Source organism: Sphaerisporangium sp. NPDC004334, from assembly GCF_053602655.1.
In genome coordinates, this window is sequence record NZ_JBSGDZ010000047.1 from 792 (window position 1) to 25,485 (window position 24,694).

A 24,694-nucleotide genomic window follows, 5' to 3' on the forward strand; every position below is an offset into this window, starting at 1 on the left:
CGGTCGTTCTGACGCGCCGGGTGGGCGTGCTGGTGGTTCCGGTCGTTCTGACGCGCCGGGTGGGCGTGCTGGTGGTTCCGGTCGTTCTGACGCGCCGGGTGGGCGTGCTGGTGGTTCCGGTCGTTCTGACGCGCCCGGTGGGCGTGCGGGTGGTGCCGGCCGTTCTGACGCGCCAGGGGGACGCGGCGGGGCCGCGGGTCCTTCCGGCGCGCCTGGCGGCCGTGCGGGCGGTTCCGGTCGTTCCGATGGGCCCGGTGGGCGTGCTTCAGGTCGTTCCGACGGGCCGGGCAGGCGTGCGGGCGGTCCCGGGCGTCCCGAAGGGGGCGCCGGGCGTCCCCGGGGAGCGAAGGGACGGCCCGACGGACCCGCGCGCGCCTTCAGATCCGAGGGCGGCGAGGGCTCCGGGCGTCCCCCCCGGCCGGTCGGCCCCCGGGGTGAGGGCCCCTGGCGCCCGTTCGGCCCCGGCCGTCGAAGGGTGCCGCCGCGAGGCCGCCCGCCGATGGGCCCCGACGACCCCGAGCGCCGTCCCGGGCTGCGCATCACCTGGAACCCCCGCCCGCCGGTCCCGCTGCGCCTTGGCAACCCCTCGCGCCGCATCAACATCGGCCTGATGGGGATGGCCGTCGTGCTGTCGCTGTTCGCCGGGCGCCTGGTGCAGCTCCAGGGCCTGGACTCCAAGGTCTTCGAGGCCAGGGCCGAGCGGCTGCGGGTCCAGGAGGAGACGCTGACCGCGCGCCGGGGGTCCATCACCGACGTCAACGGCCACGAGCTGGCCCTCACCGTCGAGGCCCGCGAGATCTCCGCCGACCCCACCAAGGTGCTCCCGGCCAAGCGCGACCAGGTCGCCGGGTCCCTGGCCGCGCTGCTGGGCGTCGACAAGGGCGTCATCGCCGCCAAGCTGGCGCAGCCGAAGACGCGCTACACGCTGCTGGCGGGCAACGTCCCCACGGCGACCGCCGCCAAGGTGCTCGACCTGAAGATCGACGGGCTGGCCGCGACGCCCCACTACGAGCGCCTGTACCCGGGCGGGAACCTCGCCGGCGGGGTCATCGGGTACGTCGGCGACGAGGGCCACGGCCTGGTGGGCTTCGAGCAGGTCTACGACAAGCTGCTGGCCGGGCAGGACGGCAAGCAGACCGTCGAGACCGGCGGCACCGGTCAGCGCATCCCCATGACGCGCAGCACCAAGCAGGAGCCGGTCGCCGGGCGCGGCCTCCGGCTGACCATCGACCGCGACATCCAGTGGGCGGCGCAGACGGCCATCGCCAAGCAGGTCCAGGCCACCGGCGCCCGCAGCGGCAGCGTCATCGTCATGGACGTGCGCACCGGCCAGGTGGTGGCCATGGCCAACGCCCCCGAGGTGGACCTCAACGACTGGGAGCGCACGCCGAGCCTGGGCAACCGCGCGGTGTCGGAGGTCTTCGAGCCGGGCAGCACCAACAAGGTCATCACGGCCGCGGCGGCCCTGGAGGCCGGGGCGGTCAGGCCCGAGACCGTGTTCGAGGTCGCCGACAAGTACCGCTGCGCCGACCGGGTGCTCAGCGACGCCCACCCGCACCCGCCCGAGAACCTGACCTTCACCGGCATCATCGCCGAGTCCAGCAACGTCGGCACGATCATGGCGGCCGACCGGGTCGGCGACCAGCCGCTGTACAACATGCTCAGGGCCTTCGGCTTCGGCGCCAAGACGGGCGCCGGCCTCTACGGCGAGGAGGCCGGGCTGCTGCCCAAGAGGGAGACCTGGTCGGGCAGCCAGCGGTGCACCATCGCCTTCGGCCAGGGCGTCTCGGTGACGGCCCTGCAGATGGCCAGCGTCTACCAGACCATCGCCAACGGCGGCGTGCGCGTCACCCCGCAGATCGTCGCCGGCACGGTCGACCAGCACCGCAGGTTCGTCCCGGCCAAGCCGGCCAGGCAGACCCGCGTCATCACCGCGCGCACGGCCAAGGACATCACGCGCATGCTGGAGGCGGCGGTGAGCGCCGAGGGGAGCACCGGCTCGCTGGCCGCCATCAAGGGATACCGCGTGGCTGGTAAAACCGGAACCGCCATGCGATACGACGAAAGCTGCCGAGGGTATTGCGGATATACCGCTACTTTTGTGGGGTTCACTCCCGCCGACGCGCCCCGGCTGGTGGCGCTGGCCGTGCTCCAGGCTCCGGAGAACGGCCACTTCGGTGGGGAGATCGCCGCACCCGTGTTCAAGGATGTCATGACGTTCGCGTTGAAGAGCCGCAAGATCCCGCCGACCGGCACGACCGCTCCATCGGTGCGCATGAGCACCGACGGGTGACGGGGGAAGGTACGCTCTCGCCCGTGCGTCCCCCGTCGTCCATGCGTCCAAGGTCCTGCCCGGTCCGCCCGCTGTCCGGCCTGGCGGCCATGCTCGGCGCGCCCTCCGGCGGCCCCCGAGCGCCGCTCGCCGCGGTGACCGGCGTCACCATCGACTCCCGCCAGGTCCAGCGCGGCGACCTGTACGTCGCCCTGCCCGGCTCCACGGCGCACGGCGCGGCCTTCTCCGCCGCCGCCGTCGCCGCCGGGGCCGTGGCGATCCTGACCGACCCCACCGGCCGCGAGGCCGCGGTCGCGACCGGCGTGCCGGTGCTGGTGGTGCCCGACCCCCGCTCGGTGCTGGGCCGGGTCGCCGCCTGGGTGTACGGGCAGCCCTCCTCCGGCCTGCTGCTGCTGGGCGTGACGGGCACCAGCGGCAAGTCGACCACCACGTTCCTGCTGGAGGCGGGCCTGCGGGCGGCCGGGCACAGCACCGGCCTCATCGGCGGGGTCGAGATCCACGTCGGCGCCACGACCTTCCCGCCCACCCTCACCACCCCAGAGGCGACCGACCTGCAGGGGCTGCTCGCCCTCATGCGCGAGGACGGCGTCACCGCCGCCGCCATGGAGGTCTCCAGCCACGCCCTGGCCCTGGGCCGGGTCGACGGGGCGTCCTACGACGTGGCGCTGTTCACCAACCTCTCGCAGGACCACCTGGACTTCCACCGCGACCTGGAGGACTACTTCCTGACCAAGGCGCGGCTGTTCACCCCCGAGCTGTGCCGCGCGGGCGTCGTCAACATCGACGACGAGCACGGCAGGGAGCTGGTGGGCATCGCCAAGGTGCCGGTCACCACCTTCTCGGCCGCCGGGGCCGCAGAGGCCGACTGGCGGGCCCAGGACGTGCGCCTGGGGTCCGACGGCAGCACCTTCCGGGTGATCGGCCCGGGCGGTGTCGAGGCCGACGTGTCGGTGGCCCTGCCGGGCCCGTTCAACGTCGCCAACACCCTCGGCGCGCTCGTCACCCTGGTCGAGGCCGGGGTGCCGCTGCAGACCGCCGTGAACGGCGTGGGCACGGTCACCGGCGTCCCCGGCCGCATGGAGCGCGTGCCGGGCGCGGACGGCTTCCAGGCCATCGTCGACTACTCCCACAAACCGGGCGCCGTGGAGTCGGTGCTGCGGGCGCTGCGCGAGGTCACCTCGGGCAGCCTGATCGTCGTCCTCGGCTGCGGCGGCGACCGCGACCGGGGCAAGCGCCCCATGATGGGCGAGGCCGCGGCACGCCTGGCGGACGTCGCCGTGCTGACCAGCGACAACCCCCGCTCGGAGGATCCTCTCCGCATCCTTTCCGCGATGTTCGAGGGCGTCCTGCGGGTGCCGCGCCGCGAGCGCGCGCACGTCATCGTCGAGCCCGACCGGGCCGCCGCCATCGGCCTGGCCGTCGGCCGGGCCGGTCCCGGCGACGTGGTGGTCGTCGCGGGCAAGGGGCACGAGCAGGGTCAGTACGTCGACGATGAAGTGCTGCCGTTCGACGACAGGCAGGTGGTCGCGGAGGCCATCCGCAGACGGGACCGCATGTGATCGTTGTGCTTGTGCGAGGCTGATGTGAAAGCCGGGCCGGGCGCCCCGTGCGAGGCGCCGGTCCATCCCGACACGCACGGACAGCTTGTATGGAGAGTAGGGAAGACGAATGATCCCGTTGCCGCTGGCGAGGATCGCCGAGGTGACCTCGGGGGCCCTGGCGGGCAAGGCCGATCCCCGCGCCGTGGTCCGAGGGCCCGTCCTGATCGACTCGCGCGCGGCCGAGCCGGGTTCGCTGTTCGTGGCGATCAGGGGAGAGCGGGCCGACGGTCACGAGTTCGCGGCCCAGGCCTGTGAGGCCGGCGCGGTCGCCGTGCTGGCGAGCAGGCCGCTGGACGTGCCCTGCGTGGTCGTGGCCGACGTCGTGACGGCGCTCGCCGACCTGGCGTCGGCGACGGTGGCCGAGTTGCCGCACGCGACCGTCGTCGGCGTCACCGGGTCGGCGGGCAAGACCACCACCAAGGACCTGCTGGCCCGGCTCACCGGCCGCATGGGTCCCACCATCGCCCCGGCCGGCAACTTCAACAACGAGATCGGCCACCCCCTCACCGTGCTGCGCGCCGACTCCGGCACCAGGTTCCTGGTCCTGGAGCTCAGCGCCCGGGAGGAGGGCCACATCGCCTATCTGGCGCGCATCGCCCCGCCCAAGATCGGCGTGGTGCTCAACGTCGGCACCGCCCACCTCGGCGTGTTCGGCGGGCGCGAGCAGATCGCCAAGGCCAAGGGCGAACTGCCCGAGGCGCTGCCCGCCGACGGGGTGGCCGTGCTGAACGCCGACGACCCGTTCGTGCGCGCGATGGCCGACCGCACCCAGGCCCGCGTCACCTGGTTCGGGCGCTCGGCCGAGGCCGGAGTGCGGGCCGAGGAGGAGCGGCTGGACGAGCGCGGCCGGGCCGCGTTCACCTTGCGCACCCCCTCCGGCACCGCCGAGGTGCGGCTGCGCCTGTACGGGGCGCACGCCGTGGAGAACGCGCTGGCCGCCGCCGCGGCCGCCTACGAGCTGGGCCTGCCGGTGGCCACCATCGCCGAGGAGCTGTCGGCCGCCGAGCCGCGCAGCCGCTGGCGCATGGAGGTCACCGACCGCCCCGACGGGGTCACCGTGATCAACGACGCCTACAACGCCAACCCCGACTCCATGCGGGCCGCCTTCGACACCCTCGGCGTGCTCGGCAAGGACCGCCGCAAGTACGCCGTGATCGCCTCCCTGCGCGAGCTGGGCGACGAGAGCGACGAGCTGAACGAGGAGGTCGGCCGGGTCGCCGCGCGGGCGGGCCTGGAAGGGCTGTGGGTGGTCGGAGAGGCCCCCTGGCCGGTCCTGGCGGGGGCGAAGGGGGCGCCGGCCGTCCACGTGCCCGACGCGGCCGCCGCTGCCGCGGAGCTCGCGGCCAGGCTCGCGCCCGGCGACGTGGTGCTCATCAAGGGCCCGCGCGCCGCGGGCCTGGAGAAGGTCGCGCAGGTCCTGCTCGGCGGTGAGGCCCGATGAGGGACATCCTCGTCGCCGCCGCGGTGGCGCTGCTGCTGTCGATGCTCGGCACCCCCCTGGCCATCCGGCTGTTCAGCCGCCGGGGCTACGGCCAGAACATCCGCGAGGAAGGGCCCTCGGGCCACCACGACAAGCGCGGCACCCCCACCATGGGCGGCACGGTCATCGTGATCGCCGCGCTCATCGGGTTCGCCTGCTCCCACCTGGCCACGCTCACCCCGCCGACGGCCTCGGCCGTGCTGGTGCTGTTCCTGATGGCCGGCCTCGGCACGGTCGGGTTCCTTGACGACTTCATCAAGATCTACAAGCAGCGCAGCCTGGGCCTGCGCAGCGGCGCCAAGGCCCTCGGCCAGCTCATCGTCGGCGCGATCTTCGCGGTGCTGGTCGTCCAGTTCAAGAACAACTACTCGATCACGCCCGCCGAGACGCGCCTGTCGTTCCTGCGCGACTTCGGGCCCTCCATCGGCATCGTCGTGTTCACGATCTGGGTCCTGATCATGATCGTGGGCTTCTCCAACGCGGTGAACCTCACCGACGGCCTCGACGGCCTGGCCAGCGGCGCCACCGGCGCCGTCCTGACCGCCTACGTGCTGATCGGCAACTGGCAGCTGCGCAACAGTTGCCTGAACCAGCTCGGCCCCAACTGCTACTGGGTGCGCGACCCGCTCGACCTGGCCGTGGTCGCCGCCGCCGTCCTCGGCGCGCTGGTCGGCTTCCTGTGGTGGAACGCGCCCCCGGCCAAGATCTTCATGGGCGACACCGGCTCCCTGGCCCTCGGCGGGGTGCTGGCCGGCCTGGCGATCACCACGCGCACGCAGTTCCTGCTGTTCATCCTGGCGGGCCTGTGCGTCGTCATCACCGCCTCGGTGATCATCCAGGTCGGGTTCTTCAAGATGACGGGTAAACGGGTGTTCCGCATGGCCCCGCTCCAGCACCACTTCGAGCTCAAGGGCTGGGCCGAGACCACCATCGTGGTCCGGTTCTGGCTGATCGCCGGCCTGTGCGCCGCCGCCGGGCTCGGCCTGTTCTACGTCGAGTGGATGCCCAAGGCATGACCATCTGCGTCACGGGTCTCGGGGTCTCGGGAGCGGCGGCGGCGCGCAGCCTGCTCCAGGCGGGCGAACGCGTCGTGGTGGTCGAGACCCGCGACGGCGAGCGCCAGCGGGCGGCGGCGGCCGAGCTGGCCGCCCTCGGGGCCGAGGTCCGCTTCGGCGGCGAGCTGCCCCCCGGCACCACCCTGGTGGTCACCTCGCCCGGCTGGCGGCCCGACCAGCCGCTGCTGGTGGAGGCCGCGGCCCGCGGTGTCGAGGTGATCGGCGAGGTCGAGCTGGCCTGGCGGCGCCGTCCCGCCGGCGCGGCGCCCTGGCTGGCGCTCACCGGCACCAACGGCAAGACCACGGCCGTGCGCATGCTCACCGCCATGCTCAGGGCGGCCGGGCACGCCGCCGCGGCGGTCGGCAACGTCGGCACCCCCATCATCGAGGCCGTCGCGCAGCCCTACGACGTGCTGGCGGTGGAGCTGTCCAGCTTCCAGCTCCACTGGTCCTCCACCGTGGCGCCGAGCGCCGCGGCCGTACTCAACGTCGCCGACGACCACCTCGACTGGCACGGCTCCATGGAGGAGTACGCCCGGGTCAAGGGCCGCATCTACCAGCGCGCCGGCGTGGTGGTCCACAACGCCGACGACGCCTGGTCCACCCGCCTGGCCGCCCCCTACGCCACGGCGGCGGACGGGCCGGTGGGCGGCGGGCCGCGCACGGCCGGGTTCACGCTCGGGGTGCCCGGCCGCGGGCAGATCGGCGTCGTGGAGGACCTCCTGGTCGACCGCGCCTTCGTCGAGGACCCGCTGCACGCCGCCGAGGAGCTCGCGACCCTGGCCGACGTCCGGCCGTTCGCGCCGCACAACGTGGCCAACGCGCTGGCCGCGGCGGCGCTGGCCCGCGCGCACGGCGTCCCCGCCGCCGCCGTACGGCAGGGCCTGCTGGACTACGTGCCCGACCCGCACCGCATCGCCCACGTGGCGCGGGTGGGCGAGGTCGACTACGTGGACGACTCCAAGGCCACCAACCCGCACGCCGCCGCGGCGTCGCTGGCCTCCTACCCCTCCATCGTGTGGGTCGCCGGCGGCCTGCTGAAGGGCGCCGACGTCGGCGAGCTGGTGCGCCGCGCGGCGGGCCGGCTGCGGGGAGCGGTGCTCCTGGGCGCCGACCGGGCACGAATTCGTGAGGCACTGGCGCGACACGCGGCGAATGTTCCGGTCGTGGAGGTCGAAGGGCAAGACACTGGGGTCATGGACCGTGTCGTCACCGAAGCCGCCCGGCTCGCCTCCCCCGGGGACACCGTGCTGCTCGCCCCCGCCGGCGCCTCGCTGGACATGTTCGCCGACTACGGGGCCCGTGGGGAGGCGTTCGCGCGAGCCGTCCACCGCCTGGCGACCTCGGGCGTGCGATGAGCGACACCACGATCGCCCCCGGCGGCGCCAAGGGCCTTCCCGCCGGCTCCGCTCCCGGCGCGGGCGATGAGGGCCGAGGGTGGGGGCACGAGCGGCTCGCCGCGCTCGGCAGGCTGCTCGACCGGCCGCTGACCTCCTACTACCTGCTGCTCGGGTGCAGCGCGCTGCTGCTCGCGCTCGGCCTGATGATGGTGCTGTCGGCCTCCAGCATCAAGGGGCTGCAGGTCAAAGGCGACCCGTTCTACTGGTTTCTGAAGCAGTCGATGTCGGTCGGCATCGGGCTGCCGCTCATGTGGGTCTGCTCGCGCCTGCCGCCGCGGTTCTTCCGGCTCGCCGGCTACCCGCTGATGGCCATCTCGATCATCGCGCTGATCATGACGATCTTCCTCGGCCGCACCGAGCTGGGCGCCCAGCGGTGGCTCGACATCGGCGGGTTCTCCCTGCAGGCGTCCGAGCCCGCCAAGCTCGGCCTGATGCTGTGGGGCGCCGACCTGCTCGCGCGCCGGGCCAAGGGCGGCATGATCGAGTGGCGCCAGCTCCTGCTGCCGCTCATGCCCGGCACCGCGATCATCGCCATCCTCGTCATGGTGGGACGCGACCTCGGCACCACCGTCGTGCTCATGCTCATCTTCCTGGCGCTGCTGTGGGTGGTGGGGGCGCCGCTGCGGCTGTTCGGCGGCGTCCTGGCCCTGCTCACCATGGCCACGGTCATCATGATCAGCGTCGAGGGCTACCGTTCCGAGCGCATCGAGGGCTGGCTGGACGTCTGGGGCACCGCCTCGGGCGCCGGCTACCAGGCGGCCATGGGGCAGATCGCCATGGGCTCGGGCGGCTGGTTCGGGCTGGGCCTGGGCAGCAGCAGGCAGAAGTGGGGCCGGGTGCCGCACGCCGAGAGCGACTTCATCTTCTCCATCCTGGGCGAGGAGCTCGGCCTGATGGGCACCCTGGTGGTGATCGCCCTGTTCGGCCTCCTCGGGTACGCCGGCCTGCGCGTCGCCTCCCGCGTCAAAGACCCCTTCATCCGGCTGGCGGCCTCGGCCGCCGTGGCCTGGATCGCAGGTCAGGCCATCGTGAACATCGGCGCGGTGATCGGCGCGCTGCCGGTCACCGGCATCCCGCTGCCCCTGGTCTCCTATGGCGGTTCGGCGCTGTTGCCCACGCTCGCGGCGCTCGGCATGCTGTTGTCGTTCGCCAAACGCGAGCCCGGCGCGGCGGACGCGCTGGCCGCTCGTGGACCCGGGCCCCTGGCGAGGGCTCTAAGCTGGCTTGGCCTGGGTCGCCCACCGGCGGGGGTCCGTCGTCCCGAGCGGCGCAGGCCGACATCGAGGCACGCGGATTTGAAAGGACCGACATGAGGGTGGTCCTCGCAGGTGGCGGCACGGCCGGTCACATCGAACCCGCCTTGGCGCTGGCCGACGCGCTGCGCAGGCTGGACCCGGGCATCGGGATCACCTGCCTCGGCACCGAGCGCGGGCTGGAGACCAGGCTGGTGCCCGCGCGAGGCTATGAGCTGGCGCTGGTGCCCGCGGTCCCGCTGCCGCGCGCCATCACGCCGCAGTTGCTCACGGTCCCGGGCAGGCTGGCCGGGGCGATCAACGCGGCCGCCGGCATCATGGACCGCGTCCAGGCCGACGTGCTGGTCGGCTTCGGCGGCTACGTCGCCACGCCGGCCTACCTCGGCGCCAGAAGGCGCGGGCTGCCCATCGTGGTGCACGAGGCCAACCCGCGCCCGGGCCTGGCCAACCGGCTCGGGGCCCGGCTCACCGAGCACGTGTTCACCGGCCACCCCGACGCCTCGCTGCCGCACGCCGAGTACGTCGGCATCCCGCTGCGCCGCGAGATCGTCGCGCTCGACCGGCTGTCCACCGGAGACAAGGCCAGGTCGTACTTCGGGCTGGAGAACGACCGGCCGACGCTGCTGGTCTTCGGCGGGTCCCAGGGGGCGCGGGCCGTCAACGAGGCGGCCCTCGCCAGCGCGCCCGTGCTGCGCCAGGCGGGCGTTCAGGTGCTGCACGTCATCGGCCCGAAGAACACCATCGAGGTCGAGCCGCCGCCCGGCGACCCGCAGTACGTGGTGCTGCCCTACGTCGACCGCATGGACCTCGCCTACGCCGCGGCCGATTTCGTGCTGTGCCGCAGCGGCGCGATGACCTGCGCCGAGCTCACCGCCGTCGGGCTGCCGGCCGCCTACGTGCCGCTGCCGCACGGCAACGGCGAGCAGAGGCTCAACGCCGCCCCCATCGTCGAGGCCGGGGGAGGGATGATGGTCGACAACGCCGACCTGACCGCCGACTGGATCCTCCAGCACGTGCTGCCCGTCCTGCGCGACCCCGAACGCGTGGTGCGCATGTCCGAGGCCGCCTCACGCATGGGACGAAAGGACGCCGACACGGTGCTGGCCCGCAAGGTGATGCAGGTCATCTCGGCCGGAGGCCGCCGATGAGCCTGGTCAAGCTGATCGAGCCGGTCGCTGCCACCGAGCTCGGCCGGGTGCACTTCATCGGCATCGGCGGCGCCGGCATGTCCGGCATCGCCCGCATCCTGCTCAAGCGCGGCGTCGCGGTGTCCGGCAGCGACGCGCGCAGCTCCCAGCTCGTCACCGAGCTGCGCGAGCTCGGCGCCATCGTCCACGTCGGCCACGCCGCCTCCCACATCAGGAACGTCGACACCGTCGTGGTCTCCACGGCCATCCGCGACTCCAACCCCGAGCTCGGCGAGGCGCTGCGCCAGGGGCTGCGCGTCATCCCCCGGGCGGCGGCGCTGGCCGCCGTCATGGTCGGGCGCACGGGCATCGCCGTCGCCGGCACCCACGGCAAGACGACCACCACCTCGATGCTCACCGTCGCCCTGCAGAAGTGCGGGCGCGACCCGTCCTACTGCGTGGGCGGCCAGCTCGTCACCACCGGGCTCGGCGCCGACGAGGGCGCGGGCGAGGTCTTCGTGGCCGAGGCCGACGAGAGCGACGGCTCCTTCCTCATGCTGGCCCCGCAGGTGGCCGTGGTCACCAACGTCGAGGCCGACCACCTGGACAACTACGGCGACCCGCAGGCCGTGTACGACAGCTTCGCCCGCTTCGTCGAGCGCATCGGCTCGGTCCTGGTGGTGTGCGCCGACGACCCGGGCGCCGCGGCGCTGATCCCGCTCGCCCGTGCCCGCGACCTGCGCGTGCGCACCTACGGCGAGTCCGAGGGGGCCGACTTCCGGGTCACCGGCATCGCCCCCGACGGGTTCGGCGTCGTGTGCACCGTCGAGGGCAGGGGCGAGGTGCGGCTGGTCGTCCCGGGCCGCCACAACGCGCTGAACGCCACCGCGGCCCTGGCCGTCGCCGAGGAGCTCGGCGTCCCGTTCGACGAGTTCCGCGACGGGCTGGCCGCCTTCACCGGCGCCAAGCGCCGCTTCGAGGCCAAGGGCGAGGCCGCGGGGGTCGCCGTCTTCGACAGCTACGCCCACCACCCGACCGAGCTGGCCGCCGACCTGCGCGCCGCGCGCGACGTCGTGGCGACCTTCTCCGGGCCGTCCGGCCGGGTGATCGCGGTCTTCCAGCCCCACCTGTACTCCCGCACCCGCTTCTTCGCCGAGGAGTTCGGCGCCGCGCTCGGGCTGGCCGACGAGGCCATCGTGCTCGACGTCTACGGCGCGCGGGAGGACCCCGAGCCGGGTGTCTCCGGGGCGCTGGTGGCGGGCAAGGTGCCGCTGCCGGCCGGGCGCGTGGCCTACGCGCCCGACCGCGGCGCGGTCGCCGCCCTGGTGGCCGAGCGGGCGCGTCCCGGCGACATCGTCCTCACCATGGGCGCCGGCGACGTCACCGAGCTCGGCCCGCACATCGTCGCCGAGCTCGCCTCGCGGTGAGCCATCCGGCGTGGCGAACGGCCTTCGTCGTCCTGCTGTCCTTCGCGGTGGTGGGCGCGGCGGCCTGGCTGGTGTTCTTCTCGCCCGTCCTCGGCGTCCAGCGCGTCGCGGTGTCGGGCGCCACGGGGACCGCGGCCGACCAGGTGCGGCGGGCGGCGGCGGTCCCCGACCGCCAGCCGCTGGCCACCGTCGATCTCGAGCAGGTCCGCCGCCGCGTCGCCGGGCTGCGGCAGATCGAGTCGGTGAGCGTCGAGCGCGCCTGGCCGGGCACGCTGAAGGTCCGCGTCGTCCAGCGCCGGCCGGTGGCCGTGGTGGCCGTGGCGGGCCGGGCCGAGGTGGTCGACCGGCACGGCGTCGTCATCGAGACCGGGGACGCCGCGCCGGCCGGGCTGCCCTCGCTGCACGTCGACCGCTTCGTCCCCGGCGACCCCGCCACCAGGGCCGCTCTGGCGGTCGCGGCCGGGCTCCCGCCCGACCTGCGCCGCCAGGTGCAGACCATCCGCGCGACGACGACACAGGACGTGTCGTTGCGTCTGGGCGACGGCCGTACGATCATGTGGGGTGGTGCCGAGCGCACGAAGGACAAGGCCCGGGTGGCCCTCACGCTGCTGCGACGCCCCGCGGACGCCTATGACGTCAGCTCGCCCGATGTCGTGACGGTCCAGTGATGAGCCCCGCCGCCCGACGGGCTCCGGCAGGAGCGAAAAGGGACAGGCCGCGACACGCCGGACGAGCTTGCGGCGCGGTGAGTTGACCCTGGGGGAGGGGCAACCCTACTGTCCGTATCATTCCTCAGGTTGACATAACTCTAAATCTCAACTTGAGGGTGAGAGTTAAACAAGAAGGTCCGGCACCGTTTCGGGCTTCACGTAATGCAAGTAAACGAGCGGAAAGGCCCCTCGTCGTGGCAGCACCGCAGAACTACCTCGCGGTCATCAAGGTCGTCGGCATCGGCGGCGGCGGAGTGAACGCCGTGAACCGGATGATCGAGGAGGGACTCAAGGGCGTCGAGTTCATCGCCATCAACACCGACGCCCAGGCGCTGCTGATGAGTGACGCCGACGTCAAGCTGGACGTGGGCCGCGAGCTCACGCGCGGCCTCGGCGCGGGAGCCAATCCCGAGGTCGGGCGCAAGGCCGCGGAGGACCACCGCGAGGAGATCGAAGAGGTCCTCAAGGGCGCCGACATGGTCTTCGTCACGGCCGGAGAGGGCGGCGGCACCGGCACCGGCGGCGCGCCCGTGGTGGCCAACATCGCCCGCTCGCTGGGCGCGCTGACCATCGGCGTGGTGACCCGGCCGTTCAGCTTCGAGGGCCGGCGCCGGGCGATGCAGGCCGAGGCCGGCATCGAGACCCTGCGCGACGAGGTGGACACCCTCATCGTGATCCCCAACGACCGCCTGCTGTCGATCTCCGACCGCCAGGTCAGCGTCCTCGACGCCTTCAAGGCGGCCGACCAGGTGCTGCTGTCCGGTGTGCAGGGCATCACCGACCTCATCACCACGCCCGGCCTGATCAACCTGGACTTCGCCGATGTGAAGTCGGTCATGTCCGGCGCCGGCTCGGCGCTCATGGGCATCGGGCACGCGCGCGGCGACGACCGGTCGGTGGCGGCCGCCGAGATGGCGGTGTCCAGCCCGCTGCTGGAGGCCAGCATCGACGGCGCCCACGGCGTGCTGCTGTCGATCGCCGGCGGCTCCGACCTCGGCCTGTTCGAGATCAACGAGGCGGCCCAGCTGGTGTCCAACGCCGCCGCCATCGACGCCAACATCATCTTCGGCACGGTCATCGACGACGCCCTCGGCGACGAGGTGCGGGTCACGGTGATCGCCGCCGGGTTCGACGAGGTCGCGCCGTCGGAGAAGCCCGCGGCCCAGCCGGCCGCGCGCCCCCAGCAGGCCTCGCGTCCCGCGCCCGCCCCGGCGGCGCCCGCACCGCCCGCACGACCGGCCGCCTCGGCCTTCAGCGCGCCCAAGAACGAGCCGCCGCGGGCCGAGCAGCGTCCCGCCCCGGTGCGCCCGCTGCCCTCGGCGCAGCCGGCCGCGGTGCCCGACCCGGCGCCCGCCGCCGACGCGGCGGTCTCCTCCTCCGTTCCGGCCGCCACGCCGTTCACCCGCGAGCCCGCCGCGACCGAGACTCAGGGTCCGCAGGCCGCTCCGGCCGCGCAGGCCGAGCAGCAGCCCCAGGGGCCGGTCTCGATCCCGCGGCCGGCTCCCGAGCCGCCGACGCCGATCACCTCCCGCGTCTCCGAGCCCGCCCGGCGCCGCCCGGTGGTCTTCGAGGAGCCGGAAGAGGAACTGGACGTCCCCGACTTCCTGAAGTGAGCCCGGCGCGCGCCGTCCGTCCCTATGGGGGAGTGGTGGCGCGTGCCGCTCGCCGGCCCGGCCCGGTGGCCGCCCCCTCCCGTGGGGCCCCGTCCCGTGGGGCCCCGTCCCGTGCGGCCCCGTCCCGTGCGGCCCCGTCCCGTGCGGCCCCGTCCCGTGCGGCCGCGGTGAACGCTCCGCGTCCCGCCGGACCTCCGCCGGCGTGCGGCCCTCCGCGCGCCCCGACACCGCGAAACGATCGAACCCCCTCGTGAACAACCGTGACACCACGCGCCGCGACGAGATCGCGGCCGGCCTGACCGAGGTCGAGCGCCGCATCGCCGCCGCCTGCGCGGCGGCCGGCCGCGCCCGCCAGGAGGTCACCCTCGTCGCGGTGACCAAGACCTATCCCGCTTCCGACGTGCGCCTCCTTTCCGGACTGGGCGTCGCGCACGTCGGCGAGAACCGCGACCAGGAGGCGGCGCCCAAGGCCCGCGAGTGCGCCGGCCTGCCGCTGACCTGGCACTTCGTCGGCCAGATCCAGACCAACAAGGCCAGGTCGGTGGTGTCCTACGCCGACGTGGTCCACTCGGTCGACCGTCTCCGGCTGGCCGAGGCGCTGAGCCGCGCCGCCGCCGGGGCCGGGCGGCGGGTCACCTGCCTGCTGCAGGTCGCGCTGGACGACGACCCGGGCCGGGGAGGCGTCCTCCCCTCGGGGGTCGCGGCGCTCGCCGAGGCGGTCGCGGCGTCCGAGGGGCTGGTCCTCGGCGGCGTGATGGCCGTCGCCCCCCTCGGCGGCGATCCCGGCCGGGCGTTCGCCCGGCTCGCGGAGATCTCAGCGGATCTGCGGACGGACCACCCCGAAGCGACGGTGATCTCGGCGGGCATGAGCGGAGATCTGGACCACGCGATAGCCCATGGTTCGACACTCGTGCGTGTCGGTACGGCGTTGCTCGGTCGCCGCAAGCCCTTCGTCAGGTAATGTCCCCCCGAGTGGACCATGATGTCCACAGATCCGAGCAGAGGTCGACAGCGGTGCCTTAGGTTGCCCTGGGTGCGGCGACCATGAGCAGGAGGACGACGTAGCGATGGCCGGCGCGATGCGCAAGATGGCGGTCTACCTCGGTCTCGTGGAGGACGACCGCTACCCGGATTACGGCAGTTACCCCGATGACGACGACTACACCGACGACTACGTCGAGCGGCGTCGCGGCGACGAGCGGGTGCTTGGAACGCCCCAAGAGGGCCAGGAAGAGGTCGAAAGCCCTGTTCCGGCCCCTCGTGCGGGGGCGGCGGTCGTGGAGCGCCGTACGACCGATCTGGCGCGCATCACGACCCTGCACCCCCGCACCTACAATGAGGCGCGCACCATCGGAGAGCACTTCCGCGAGGGCACACCTGTCATCATGAATCTGACTGAAATGGTCGACAGTGACGCGAAGCGTCTTGTTGATTTCGCGGCAGGTCTGGTCTTTGGCCTACATGGCAGCATTGAACGTGTTACCAACAAGGTGTTCCTGTTGTCCCCTGCCAATGTCGAGGTGACCGCCGAGGACAAGGCCCGAATCGCGGAACGAGGGTTCTTCAACCAGAGCTAGAGTTCCACCATGAGCAGTGAACGGCCATACATGGCCCACCCAGACCGAGATCGGCAGATCGGGATGGAGGAGGCAGGGCGCGACCGTGGGGATCGTTAGCGACATCTTGGTCACCGTCCTGTCCATCTACCTGGTCCTGCTGATCGGCAGAATGATCTTTGATGCGGTGCAGGCGTTCGCCCGCTCCTGGCACCCCCGGGGGGTAGTCCTGGTGCTGGCGGAGGCCACGTACACGGCGACGGATCCACCTCTCAAGTTCCTCCGCCGTTTCATTCCGCCCCTCCGGTTGGGTACGGTGGCCTTTGACCTAAGCTTCACAGTGCTGTTCATTGTGGTCTTGGTCATGATCCAAATCGTGTCCGCGCTTCCTTTTTGATCGGGTACCGTCCCCCGGACAGACTCCGAGCGCGCCAAGGAGACCGAAATGCCGCTGACGCCCGCTGATGTGCGGAACAAGCAGTTCAGTACGACCCGGCTCAGGCCGGGGTACGACGAGGAAGAGGTTGACGCCTTCCTGGACGAGGTCGAGGCCGAGCTCGACCGCCTCATCCAGGAGAACGAGGAGCTCCGGGCGAAGCTCACCGAGTGCTTGCGTGGCAAGGTGCCGGGTGGCATGGGCATGAGCATGGCGCCGGCCCCGGTCGCCGAGCCCAAGCCCGAGATGATGATGCCCCAGCCGGAGCCGATGAAGCCGCCGGAGCCGATGAGGCCCGAGCCGGTGCCCGTGGCCATGGGCATGCCCCCGGCCGAGGACAACATGGACACCGCCGCCCGCGTGCTCGCCCTGGCGCAGCAGACCGCCGACCAGGCGATCGCCGACGCCCGCCGCGAGGCCGACGAGACGGTGACCCGCGCCCGCCGCGAGGCCGACGAGGTCCTCGGCAAGGCCCGCCGCCAGGCCGAGCAGATCATCGGTGACGCGCGCGCCCGCGCCGAGACGCTCGAGCGCGACGCCCAGGAGCGCCACCGCCAGGCGATGGGCTCGCTGGTGCAGACCCGCGACGAGCTCGAGCGCAAGGTGGAGGAGCTGCGCAGCTTCGAGCGCGAGTACCGCAGCAGGCTCAAGCTCTACCTCGAGAACCAGCTCGCCGAGCTCAACGTCTCCGCCGAGGGCAGCGGCGCCTTCCCCGTCGTGGGCGCGCAGATGGGCGGGGCTCCGGCCATGTCCCACGCGGTCCAGCAGGGTGGCCCGCAGCAGCTGCAGGGCAACCCGAGCAACCCCTTCGCCCCCGAGCCCGCGCAGCACTCCGGCGCCTTCCAGGGAGTTGACGGCCCGCACAACGACCGCCGTTAGGGTAACGGGTCAGGGCAGTCACCGACCCGCGTCTGGGAGCACCTGTGATCTACGTCAGCGCCATTCTGGTCGTCCTCGCCTTCGGCCTTCTGGTCGCGGGCGTGGTGACCGGAACAGCGGTTCTGGTCATGTGGTCGATCGTGGTCAGCGTGCTGTCCGCGCTCTTCCTGATGATCGGGGCGCTGCTGCGACGCCACGAGCTGTTCCCATCCGGCGGCAGGCCGGCGGACCTGGTTCCGCCGATGCCTCCGGTGGGCGCCGGCGTCGGCGGTGGCGTGATGGGGCGCAGCGCGACGGTGGTCTCCGACCGTCCCGGAGCGATGCCCGGGGGCCCGCTGCGCGGGCCTTCATCCCCCCTCGCCACCCCCATGGCCGCGCCGCACATGGCGCGCCAGACGACCACCATGGCTCCGCCGCGGGGTTTCCCCATGCCGGGGCCGCCCCGGGGGCCGGCCGCCGCGGGCGCGCGAGGCGGGCCGTCCCCCGAGGCGATCGTCCTGGTCGTGCCGGGGCGCAAGCGGTTCCACCTGCCCGGCTGCCGCCAGCTCGCCGGGCGCGACACCGAGGAGCTCACCTACGAGGAGGCGCGCGAGGAAGGCTTCACCGCGTGCACCACCTGCCTCCCCGACGGCTACAAGCCCTCCGCACCCCCCACCTCCGGCCGCCTCACCACGACGGCCTCCGGCCGCCCCTCCGCCTCGCCCTCAGAGCCGTCCGACGCTTCTGAGCCGTCCGACGCTCCCGAGCCGCTCGACGGTCCCGGACCGTCCGACGCCTCCGATTCCGAGGAGGCGGCCGCCGCCGCGACCTCCTCCCGCGCCGAGCCCGGACGTCCGTCCTCTTCGAGACCCGGGCCGGGCGGTCCCTCCGGCTCCACGACCCCGCGTCCCGATTCCGGCCGTCCGTCCGACTCCTCGCTCCTGCGTTCGGAGCGGGGTCGTCCGTCCGGCGCGGAGCGTGACCGGGCAGAGGCGAACAAGCCGGGGCCCGAGTCCGGTCGCACGTCCGCCTCCCGGCCCTCCGCCGGGCCGGACCCGTCCGGCACCACCTCAACCGGGTCCGCCAGGCCGTCCGGCTCCACCACGTCTACCGGGTCCACCGCGTCTTCCGGGTCCACCGCCTCCGGGGGGCCGGGGGCCGGTCATGGGTCCGCGGCGGGGGAGTCCACGCGGTCAGCGCCGGGCTACCGTTCGGACGAGACGCGGCCGGTGTCCCATCTCCGTGGCGAGCAGAAGGACCGGGACGACCAGTCCCCCGGGCCCGCCGGGGCTCCCGCCCGGCCCGGGGCCTCCGACTCCGCCGCCGCGCGCCCGTCCGCCGCCTCCTCCCGGCCCTCGGTGCCCCTGCCGGTGCCGCCGGTGGTCCCGGAGGCTTCGACGCCGTTCCAGGCGTTCAGGCGGCCCGATTCCGCCAAGCCGGCGAGCGGGCCGTCCACATCCACGAGCGAGCCCTCCACGTCCCCGAGCACGCCGCCCGCCAAGCCGTCGGCCGCCTCCGCGTCCGGCTCCGGCACCACCCGGGACGGCAAAGACGAGGACGACAAGGGCACGAAGGACGACAAGGGCACGAAGGACGACAACGACAAGAGCCGCACGTCCGGCGGCTCCGGTGCGCCCGCCCCCTCGGGCGGCTCCGGCGCCTCCACCGCGCCCGCCTCCTCGGCCGCCTCTTCCGGCCGATCCGGCGGCGACGACGGGTCCGTGGTCGTGGTCGGCTCGCCGTCGCGCACCGGCGGGACCGGCGGCACAGGCGTCCCCGCGAAGACGCGCGAGAGCGGCGCCCCGGCAAAGGACGACAAGGAGCGGCGGCCCGGCGACGCGGCCGGCGCGTCGACGTCCGGGGCGAAGGCGACGTCCGGGGCGAAGGCGACGTCCGGGACGAAGCCGGCGGGCGAGGCGAAGCCGGCGGCGGGCGAGCGGCCCGCGGACCGTGAGGCTTCCGAGCCGGCCGCCACGTCCGCGGCCAAGCCGTCCACCGGCTCCCCGGCGGGTGCCAGAAGCGGCGCCCCGGCCAGGGACGACGACCCGTCCGACGACGACGGAGCCGACACCGCGATGTTCCCCGCCATCGGCTCCGCCGAGGCCGAGCGGCAGCAGGCCAAGGCCGCCGCGCGCCCGGCCGGCGACGCCTCCGGCAAGGGGCGCGGGCCGGCCGCGACGGATGACGGCTCCGGCGAACGAGGCGGCGCTTCGACGGCCACCTCCGGCAGGCCGGCCGGTCCCTCGACCGGGACCTCGGGCAAGCCGGCCGGTCCCTCGGCCACGACCTCCGGCAAGCCCGCCGGCGCCTCGGCCGCGGCGGACGAGCGCGGCGGCTCGGGTGGCGCGGGCGGGGCGCAGGCCGGGACGTCCAAGGCGGGCGGCGCCTCCGGCACGTCGAAGGCGGGCGGTACGTCAAGCACGTCAGGCAAGAGCGGGGAGCGTCCCCGGCCGGGCATCGTCAAGGTCATCCCGGGCACCCGGCGCTACCACAGCGCCGCCTGCCCGCTGATCAAGGGCTCCGACCCCGCGACGCTGGAGACGATGTCGCGTGACGACGCCGAGGCCACCGGCCTCACCCACTGCTCGGTGTGCGAACACTACTGACGGCCGTAAAAGTGCGGGCACAGGCCGAGACCACCTCCGGAGGGCCCGCGGGAGCGTCACGGGCCGTACTTGTATCCTGACGATCATGAAAGCGATCACGCTGGACAAGTACGGGTCGGCCGATGACCTCCAGGTCGTCGAGCTGCCCGAGCCCAAGGTCGGCCCCGCTGAGGTGCTGGTCCGGGTGAAGGCCGCGGGCGTCAACCCCGTCGACTGGAAGCTCGCCGCAGGCTACCTCGACCCGGTCATGGAGGTCCGCTTCCCCCTGATCTCGGGCTGGGACGTCGCGGGGGTCGTCGAAGCGGTCGGCATGGACGCCGGGGAGTTCGCGGTGGGCGACGAGGTCTACGGTTACATCCGCAAAGACTGGGCGCAGAACGGCGCCTACGCCGAACTCGTCGCGGCGAACGTGCGGATGCTGGCCGCAAAGCCCGCCTCCCTGAGCTGGGAGCAGGCGGCCGGGGTGCCGCTCGCCGGGCTCACCGCCTACCAGTCGCTCAGGCGCGTCAGCGTCGGACCCGGCGACACCGTGCTCGTCCATGCCGCCGCCGGAGGCGTCGGGACGTTCGGGGTGCAGATCGCCGTGGCGCTCGGCGCCCGCGTCATCGGCACCGCGAGCGAGCGCAACCACGACTTCCTGCGCTCCCTGGGCGCCGAACCCGTCACCTACGGGGAGGGGCTGGCCGACCGGGTACGCGGCCTGGCCCCGGACGGCGTCGACGCGGTCCTCGACTTCGTTGGAGGTGACGCGGTGGAGACGTCCCTGCCCCTGGTGCGGCGGCCCGACCGCGTGGTGTCCATCGCGAGCGGCGAGGCCGAGAAGCACGGCGGCCACCTGCTGTGGGTGCGCCCAGACCCGGCGGGCCTGGCGAAGCTCGCCGAACTGGCCGACGCCGGCAAGCTCACCACCCACGTGGAGCGGACGCTCCCGCTGGAGCAGGCGGCCGAGGCATGGCGGCTGAACGAGTCCGGCAGAACCCGCGGCAAGATCGTCCTCACCGTCTGACGGCCGCCCCTGCCGTCCCCTCGGTCAGGGAGGCCCGGCCGCGGGCGACCGCGTCAGTTCTTGCGGGCGACGGCGCCGTAGAGCCACTTGGTGGCGGCGGGGGCGGGGTCGTCGGGGTCGGGGTGCCAGGCGTCGATGGTGACCAGGCCGGGGTCCACCAGGTCGAAGCGGTCGAAGAAGCGGGCGACCTCGGCGTGCTCGCGGAAGTAGATCGGCGTGGGGGTGGCGGCGTAGACCGACTCGATCTTCTCGACCGCCTCGCGGGAGTGGCCGTCGCGGGTGACGTGCGTGGCCGCGATGTGGCTGCCGGGGGCCAGGGCGTCGTACAGGGTGCCCATGATGCCCTCCCGCTCCTCCATGGTGAGGAAGTGCGTCATCGCGATGAGCAGGACGCCGACGGGGGCGTCGAAGTCGATGAGCTCGCGGGTGTCGGGGTGGCCGAGGACGCCCTCGGGGTTGCGCATGTCGGCGCCGGCGACCCGGGTGTTGCCGTCGGTGGCCAGCAGGGCGCGGCCGTGGGCGAGCACGATGGGGTCGCGGTCGACGTAGACGACGCGCGCGTCGGGGATGACCGACTGGGCGATCTCGTGGGTGTTGCCGGCGGTGGGCAGACCGGAGCCGATGTCGATGAACTGGCGGATGCCCTGGCGGGCCATGTGCCGCACGGCCCGGCGCAGGAAGGCGCGGTTCTCCTGGGCGAGCAGGCGGATCTCGGGCATGGCCTGCTCCACGCGGTCCACGGCGGCCCGGTCCACCGCGTAGTTGTCCTTGCCGCCCAGGTAGTAGTCGTACATCCGGGCGACACTGGGCCGCGTGGTGTCGATGTCCGCGGGGATGGAGGGGTCCAGGTCGGCCAAGGCGGTCTCCGTCGGTGTCGTGCGGAGGCCGGGGTGCGGCGGGGCCGCCACGCCCTGTCAGGAGGGCATCCGCTTCCTCGAAATGGGCTGGTTCATACCTTAGGACCTGTCCGATCTTGACGGGGCCTGTTTCCGCGGCCGGTGAGGCTCTCACCCGCCCGGCGCGAACGCGGGACGTAAGGACGAGCCGTTGATTTGCCGATCATGCCGTAGGGACCGAGGCGTCGCGCCGGGCGAGTGGGCCGAGGCGTCGCATGATCGGGACATGCGCCAAGTGAGAGCCGTCCTCGCGGCACTGCTGGCCGGGACCGCGACCCTGCCGTTGTGCACGCCTGCCCCCGCTCGCGCGAGCGGGTCGTCCTCCATCCTTGTCCGCGCCGGGGAGTCGTCGTACGCGCCGGTTCCCTCTCGCATGAGCGGACGGCCGTACGGCGTCGCGGCCACGTCGCCGTTTCTGCCGGGTTCCGTTCGAGGGGGCGGGGCGGACGCGCCGGAGGACTGTCCGGCCGGCGCCCTGTGCGGGACTCTGCGGGTGCCCCTGGACCGGGACGACCCGGCGGCCGGCACCACGGCCGTGGCCTACCGGCTGGTGTACCGGCGGGACGTGTCTCGTGCGGCCGTGGGGACGATCCTCCCCAATCCCGGCGGACCGGGCATGGCGGTCATCGGGCACCGCGACTACACCGGACGATATCGGGACCTGCTGGAGGACCACGACCTCCTGCTCGTCGATCCGCGTGGCGTCGGCAGGTCCGATCCGCTGACCTGCCGGTCGGCCGGATGGAACGGCCTGCGCGGCACGCACGCGTCGGCGGTCGCCGCCGCCAGGGCGTGCGGCCGTGAGCTCGGCCCCACCCTGCGGCACTACACGACGGCCGCCGCCGCCGACGACATCGACGCCGTCCGCGCGCACCTGGGCATCGACCGGCTCGACCTGCTCGGCCAGTCCTACGGGACGTATCTGATGACGGTGTACGCGCGCCGGCACCCGCGCCATGTCCGCTCCATCGTGCTGTCCGGGGCCTACCCGCTGCGCTTCGACATGCTGGGCCGGCCGTCGGCGCACGCCATGCGCAGAGCCCTTCGCCTGCTGTGCCACCGCTCGGGCGGCGCGTGCGACGGGGGAGAGGTGCTGGGGGACCTGTCGACCATGGCGGCGCGGCTGGACGAGCATCCCGCGCGGTACGGCGCGGACGCCGTCCTGGACGAGACCGCGCTGGCGAGCACGGTCTACAAGCTGACCTCCGGCCATGTGGACCGGCTGGGCCGGCTGCCGTCCGCGCTGCGCGCGGGCGTCCACGGGGACCTCGGCCCGCTGGAGGAACTGGCGGGGCAGGTGCGGCCGATCAGCGGGTCATCCGGCGGCGGCCGCTTCAGCATGCCGATGTACGTCACCATCGCCTGCAACGACTACCCGGTGCTGTGGGACCGGCGTGACCCGGTCCGCGCGCGGGCCCGGCAGTTCGGGGCGCTGCTGCACCACCTGGAGGCCCGGGACTACCGGCCGTTCAGGCCGGCCGCCTGGGTGCACGGCATCGCCGACCTCGGCGACCTGTGCGTCGGCTGGCCCGATCACCGGGAGCGGGCGCGGGTGCGGCTCGGCCGGGCGCCGGACGTGCCCGTGCTGGTGCTGACCGGCGAGCTGGACACCGGCACGCCGACCGAGGAGGCGCTGCAGGCGGCCGACCAGTACCGCCGCGCCGAGGTGATCGAGGTGCCGAGCGCCGGGCACGTCGCCGAGAACGACCGCAGGGCCGGAGCGTGCGTGGTGTCCCTGGAGACGCGCTTCATCCGCCTCCGGCACATCGCCGACCCTGCCTGCCTGCGCCACATCCCACCCGTCCTGGTCGACTCGGTGAACCACCCCCTGACCTGACCTGGACCTGATCCGCCGCCCGACTGGGCCGAACCCGGACCTGCCCTGTCGCCTGCCGGCCGGATCCGCCGCCCGCGCCGCGGACTGTTCAGCTCCCGGTCCGCCCTCCGGTCCCTGGCGGGCAAAGCGGTGGTGCGGACAATTCGGGCGGGTATTTTTCGTCGATCATCCCCATCCGTGCCGTGCCGCCGTCGCTGGCAGCGTGAGAGCGGGGGGATGCGCCGCATCCGGCGCCGCCTCCCCGGCGACGGAAGGGGCACGCAGTGCAGGTCAGTGCGAAGGCCGGCGTATCGGTCACGGGGCTCGGCGCCACGACGCCGCTCGGCGGTGACGTGCGGGGCACCTGGGAGGCGATGCTCGGAGGGCGGTCCGGCATTGTGCCGATCGAGGAGGAGTGGGCACAGGGCCTGCCGGTCCGCATCGCCGGACGGATGGCGGCCGACCCCGCGGGCGTGCTGGGACGGGTCGCGGCGCGCCGGCTGGACCGCTGCCAGCAGGCCGCGCTCGTCGCGGCCCGGGAGGCATGGGCGGACGCGGGAGCGCCCGCGGTCGAACCGGAACGCCTGGCGGTGGTCATCGGCACGGGGGTCGGCGGGATGCTGACCACGCTGGGCCAGGACGACCTGCTGGAGGCGTCCGGGGCCGGCAGGATCTCGCCGTACACCGTCCCGATGATGATGCCGAACGGCCCGGCGGCCGTGGTGAGCATGGAACTCGGCGCCCGCGCGGGCGCCCACACCCCGGTGAGCGCCTGCGCCTCCGGAGCCGAGGCGATCGCCATGGGGCTGGACTTGATCCGGCTCGGCCGCGCCGACGTGGTCGTGGCGGGCGGCGCCGAGGCGTGCCTGCATCCGCTGACCTTCGCCGGATTCGCCCAGGCCAAGGCGCTGTCGCAGCGCAACGGCGCCCCGGCCGAGGCGTCGCGGCCCTTCGACGCAGCCCGGGACGGGTTCGTCCTGGCCGAGGGGGCGGCGCTGGTGGTCCTGGAGCGCGCCGGCTTCGCCGCCGCGCGCGGCGGCCGGGCGTACGCGACGCTGGCCGGGGCGGGGGTCACCTCCGACGCCGGCCACATCACCGCGGCCGACTCCGCCGGGCAGGCGCGCGCCATCCGGCTGGCCCTGGCCTCGGCCGGCCTGACCGGAGCCGACATCGGGCACGTCAGCGCGCACGCCACCTCGACCCCGCTCGGCGACGTGACCGAGGCGGAGTCGATCGCCGAGGCGGTGGGCGCGCATCCGGCGGTCACCGCGGTCAAGTCGATGACCGGCCACCTGTGCGGGGCGGCGGGGGCGCTCGGCGCGATCACCACCGTGCTCGCCCTCCGCGAGGGCGTCGTCCCGGCCACCCGCAACCTGGACGACCTCGACCCCCGGGTCAAGCTCGACGTGGTCACCGGCCGCCCCCGCCACGGCCGCTGGACCGCCGCCCTCACCAACGCCTTCGGCTTCGGCGGCCACAACGCCTGCCTCCTGTTCACCACCCCGCAGGCCGATGGCGGGCGCTGAGCGGTTCTTGAGGGGACGGTCCCCGATGCGGCGCG

19 protein-coding genes are annotated in these 24,694 nt (G+C 73.7%); 18 read left to right on the plus strand and 1 reads right to left on the minus strand.

What is annotated here, in order from left to right; genetic code table 11:
- Positions 1-610 precede the first annotated feature (610 nt).
- From ACWEN6_RS38165 to ACWEN6_RS38240, 16 genes are all read left to right on the plus strand, one after another.
- On the plus strand, positions 611-2,293 hold the full coding sequence (locus ACWEN6_RS38165; RefSeq protein ID WP_452576863.1) for a peptidoglycan D,D-transpeptidase FtsI family protein: 1,683 nt from the start codon (positions 611-613) through the stop codon (positions 2,291-2,293).
- Between the two features lie 41 nt (positions 2,294-2,334).
- Positions 2,335-3,852, plus strand: a complete 1,518-nt coding sequence (locus ACWEN6_RS38170; RefSeq protein ID WP_354931001.1) for a UDP-N-acetylmuramoyl-L-alanyl-D-glutamate--2,6-diaminopimelate ligase — start codon at positions 2,335-2,337, stop codon at positions 3,850-3,852.
- A 109-nt stretch (positions 3,853-3,961) separates the two neighbouring features.
- Complete coding sequence (locus ACWEN6_RS38175) at positions 3,962-5,335, plus strand: UDP-N-acetylmuramoyl-tripeptide--D-alanyl-D-alanine ligase (protein WP_452576841.1); 1,374 nt, start codon at positions 3,962-3,964, stop codon at positions 5,333-5,335.
- Positions 5,332-6,390, plus strand: a complete 1,059-nt coding sequence (mraY, locus tag ACWEN6_RS38180) for a phospho-N-acetylmuramoyl-pentapeptide-transferase (protein ID WP_354850283.1) — start codon at positions 5,332-5,334, stop codon at positions 6,388-6,390. The genes ACWEN6_RS38175 and mraY overlap by 4 nt, the downstream gene beginning before the upstream one ends.
- Complete coding sequence (gene murD, locus ACWEN6_RS38185; protein WP_452576842.1) at positions 6,387-7,787, plus strand: UDP-N-acetylmuramoyl-L-alanine--D-glutamate ligase; 1,401 nt, start codon at positions 6,387-6,389, stop codon at positions 7,785-7,787. The genes mraY and murD overlap by 4 nt, the downstream gene beginning before the upstream one ends.
- Positions 7,784-9,142, plus strand: coding sequence for a putative lipid II flippase FtsW (ftsW, locus tag ACWEN6_RS38190; RefSeq protein WP_354850289.1), 1,359 nt, complete (start codon positions 7,784-7,786; stop codon positions 9,140-9,142). The genes murD and ftsW overlap by 4 nt, the downstream gene beginning before the upstream one ends.
- Positions 9,139-10,230 (plus strand): undecaprenyldiphospho-muramoylpentapeptide beta-N-acetylglucosaminyltransferase, encoded by a 1,092-nt coding sequence (gene murG / locus ACWEN6_RS38195; protein ID WP_354850292.1) that lies wholly within the window; start codon positions 9,139-9,141, stop codon positions 10,228-10,230. Before ftsW ends, murG begins: the two co-directional genes overlap by 4 nt.
- Positions 10,227-11,636 carry a UDP-N-acetylmuramate--L-alanine ligase gene (gene murC, locus ACWEN6_RS38200; protein ID WP_452576843.1) on the plus strand — a complete coding sequence of 470 codons (1,410 nt, stop codon included), beginning with the start codon at positions 10,227-10,229 and terminating at the stop codon, positions 11,634-11,636. Before murG ends, murC begins: the two co-directional genes overlap by 4 nt.
- Complete coding sequence (locus ACWEN6_RS38205) at positions 11,633-12,304, plus strand: cell division protein FtsQ/DivIB (protein ID WP_452576844.1); 672 nt, start codon at positions 11,633-11,635, stop codon at positions 12,302-12,304. Before murC ends, ACWEN6_RS38205 begins: the two co-directional genes overlap by 4 nt.
- Before the next feature lie 236 nt (positions 12,305-12,540).
- Entirely contained in the window at positions 12,541-13,959 is a 1,419-nt protein-coding gene (ftsZ, locus tag ACWEN6_RS38210) for a cell division protein FtsZ (RefSeq protein ID WP_452576845.1), read from the plus strand.
- Positions 13,960-14,209: 250 nt separating this feature from the next.
- Complete coding sequence (locus ACWEN6_RS38215) at positions 14,210-14,920, plus strand: YggS family pyridoxal phosphate-dependent enzyme (RefSeq protein WP_452576846.1); 711 nt, start codon at positions 14,210-14,212, stop codon at positions 14,918-14,920.
- 106 nt (positions 14,921-15,026) lie between these two features.
- Positions 15,027-15,536 carry a cell division protein SepF gene (locus tag ACWEN6_RS38220; protein WP_354850305.1) on the plus strand — a complete coding sequence of 170 codons (510 nt, stop codon included), beginning with the start codon at positions 15,027-15,029 and terminating at the stop codon, positions 15,534-15,536.
- 85 nt (positions 15,537-15,621) lie between these two features.
- A complete protein-coding gene (locus ACWEN6_RS38225; protein WP_354850308.1) occupies positions 15,622-15,912 on the plus strand; it encodes a YggT family protein in 291 nt (96 codons plus the stop codon).
- Between the two features lie 48 nt (positions 15,913-15,960).
- A complete protein-coding gene (locus ACWEN6_RS38230; RefSeq protein ID WP_452576847.1) occupies positions 15,961-16,830 on the plus strand; it encodes a DivIVA domain-containing protein in 870 nt (289 codons plus the stop codon).
- A gap of 44 nt (positions 16,831-16,874) precedes the next feature.
- Positions 16,875-19,415: a hypothetical protein gene (locus tag ACWEN6_RS38235; RefSeq protein ID WP_452576848.1), complete on the plus strand. Its 2,541-nt coding sequence runs from the start codon at positions 16,875-16,877 to the stop codon at positions 19,413-19,415.
- Positions 19,416-19,500: 85 nt separating this feature from the next.
- A complete protein-coding gene (locus ACWEN6_RS38240; protein WP_452576849.1) occupies positions 19,501-20,421 on the plus strand; it encodes an NADP-dependent oxidoreductase in 921 nt (306 codons plus the stop codon).
- Between the two features lie 53 nt (positions 20,422-20,474).
- On the opposite strand, the gene ACWEN6_RS38245 is transcribed toward ACWEN6_RS38240, so the two are convergent.
- On the minus strand, positions 20,475-21,278 hold the full coding sequence (locus tag ACWEN6_RS38245) for an SAM-dependent methyltransferase (protein ID WP_380831854.1): 804 nt from the start codon (positions 21,276-21,278) through the stop codon (positions 20,475-20,477).
- 265 nt (positions 21,279-21,543) lie between these two features.
- Between ACWEN6_RS38245 and ACWEN6_RS38250 the strand changes: the two genes are divergently transcribed.
- Together ACWEN6_RS38250 and ACWEN6_RS38255 are read left to right on the plus strand one after the other, a co-directional pair.
- Positions 21,544-23,154 carry an alpha/beta hydrolase gene (locus ACWEN6_RS38250; RefSeq protein ID WP_452576850.1) on the plus strand — a complete coding sequence of 537 codons (1,611 nt, stop codon included), beginning with the start codon at positions 21,544-21,546 and terminating at the stop codon, positions 23,152-23,154.
- A gap of 263 nt (positions 23,155-23,417) precedes the next feature.
- On the plus strand, positions 23,418-24,659 hold the full coding sequence (locus tag ACWEN6_RS38255) for a beta-ketoacyl-[acyl-carrier-protein] synthase family protein (protein WP_452576851.1): 1,242 nt from the start codon (positions 23,418-23,420) through the stop codon (positions 24,657-24,659).
- Positions 24,660-24,694: the final 35 nt, after the last annotated feature.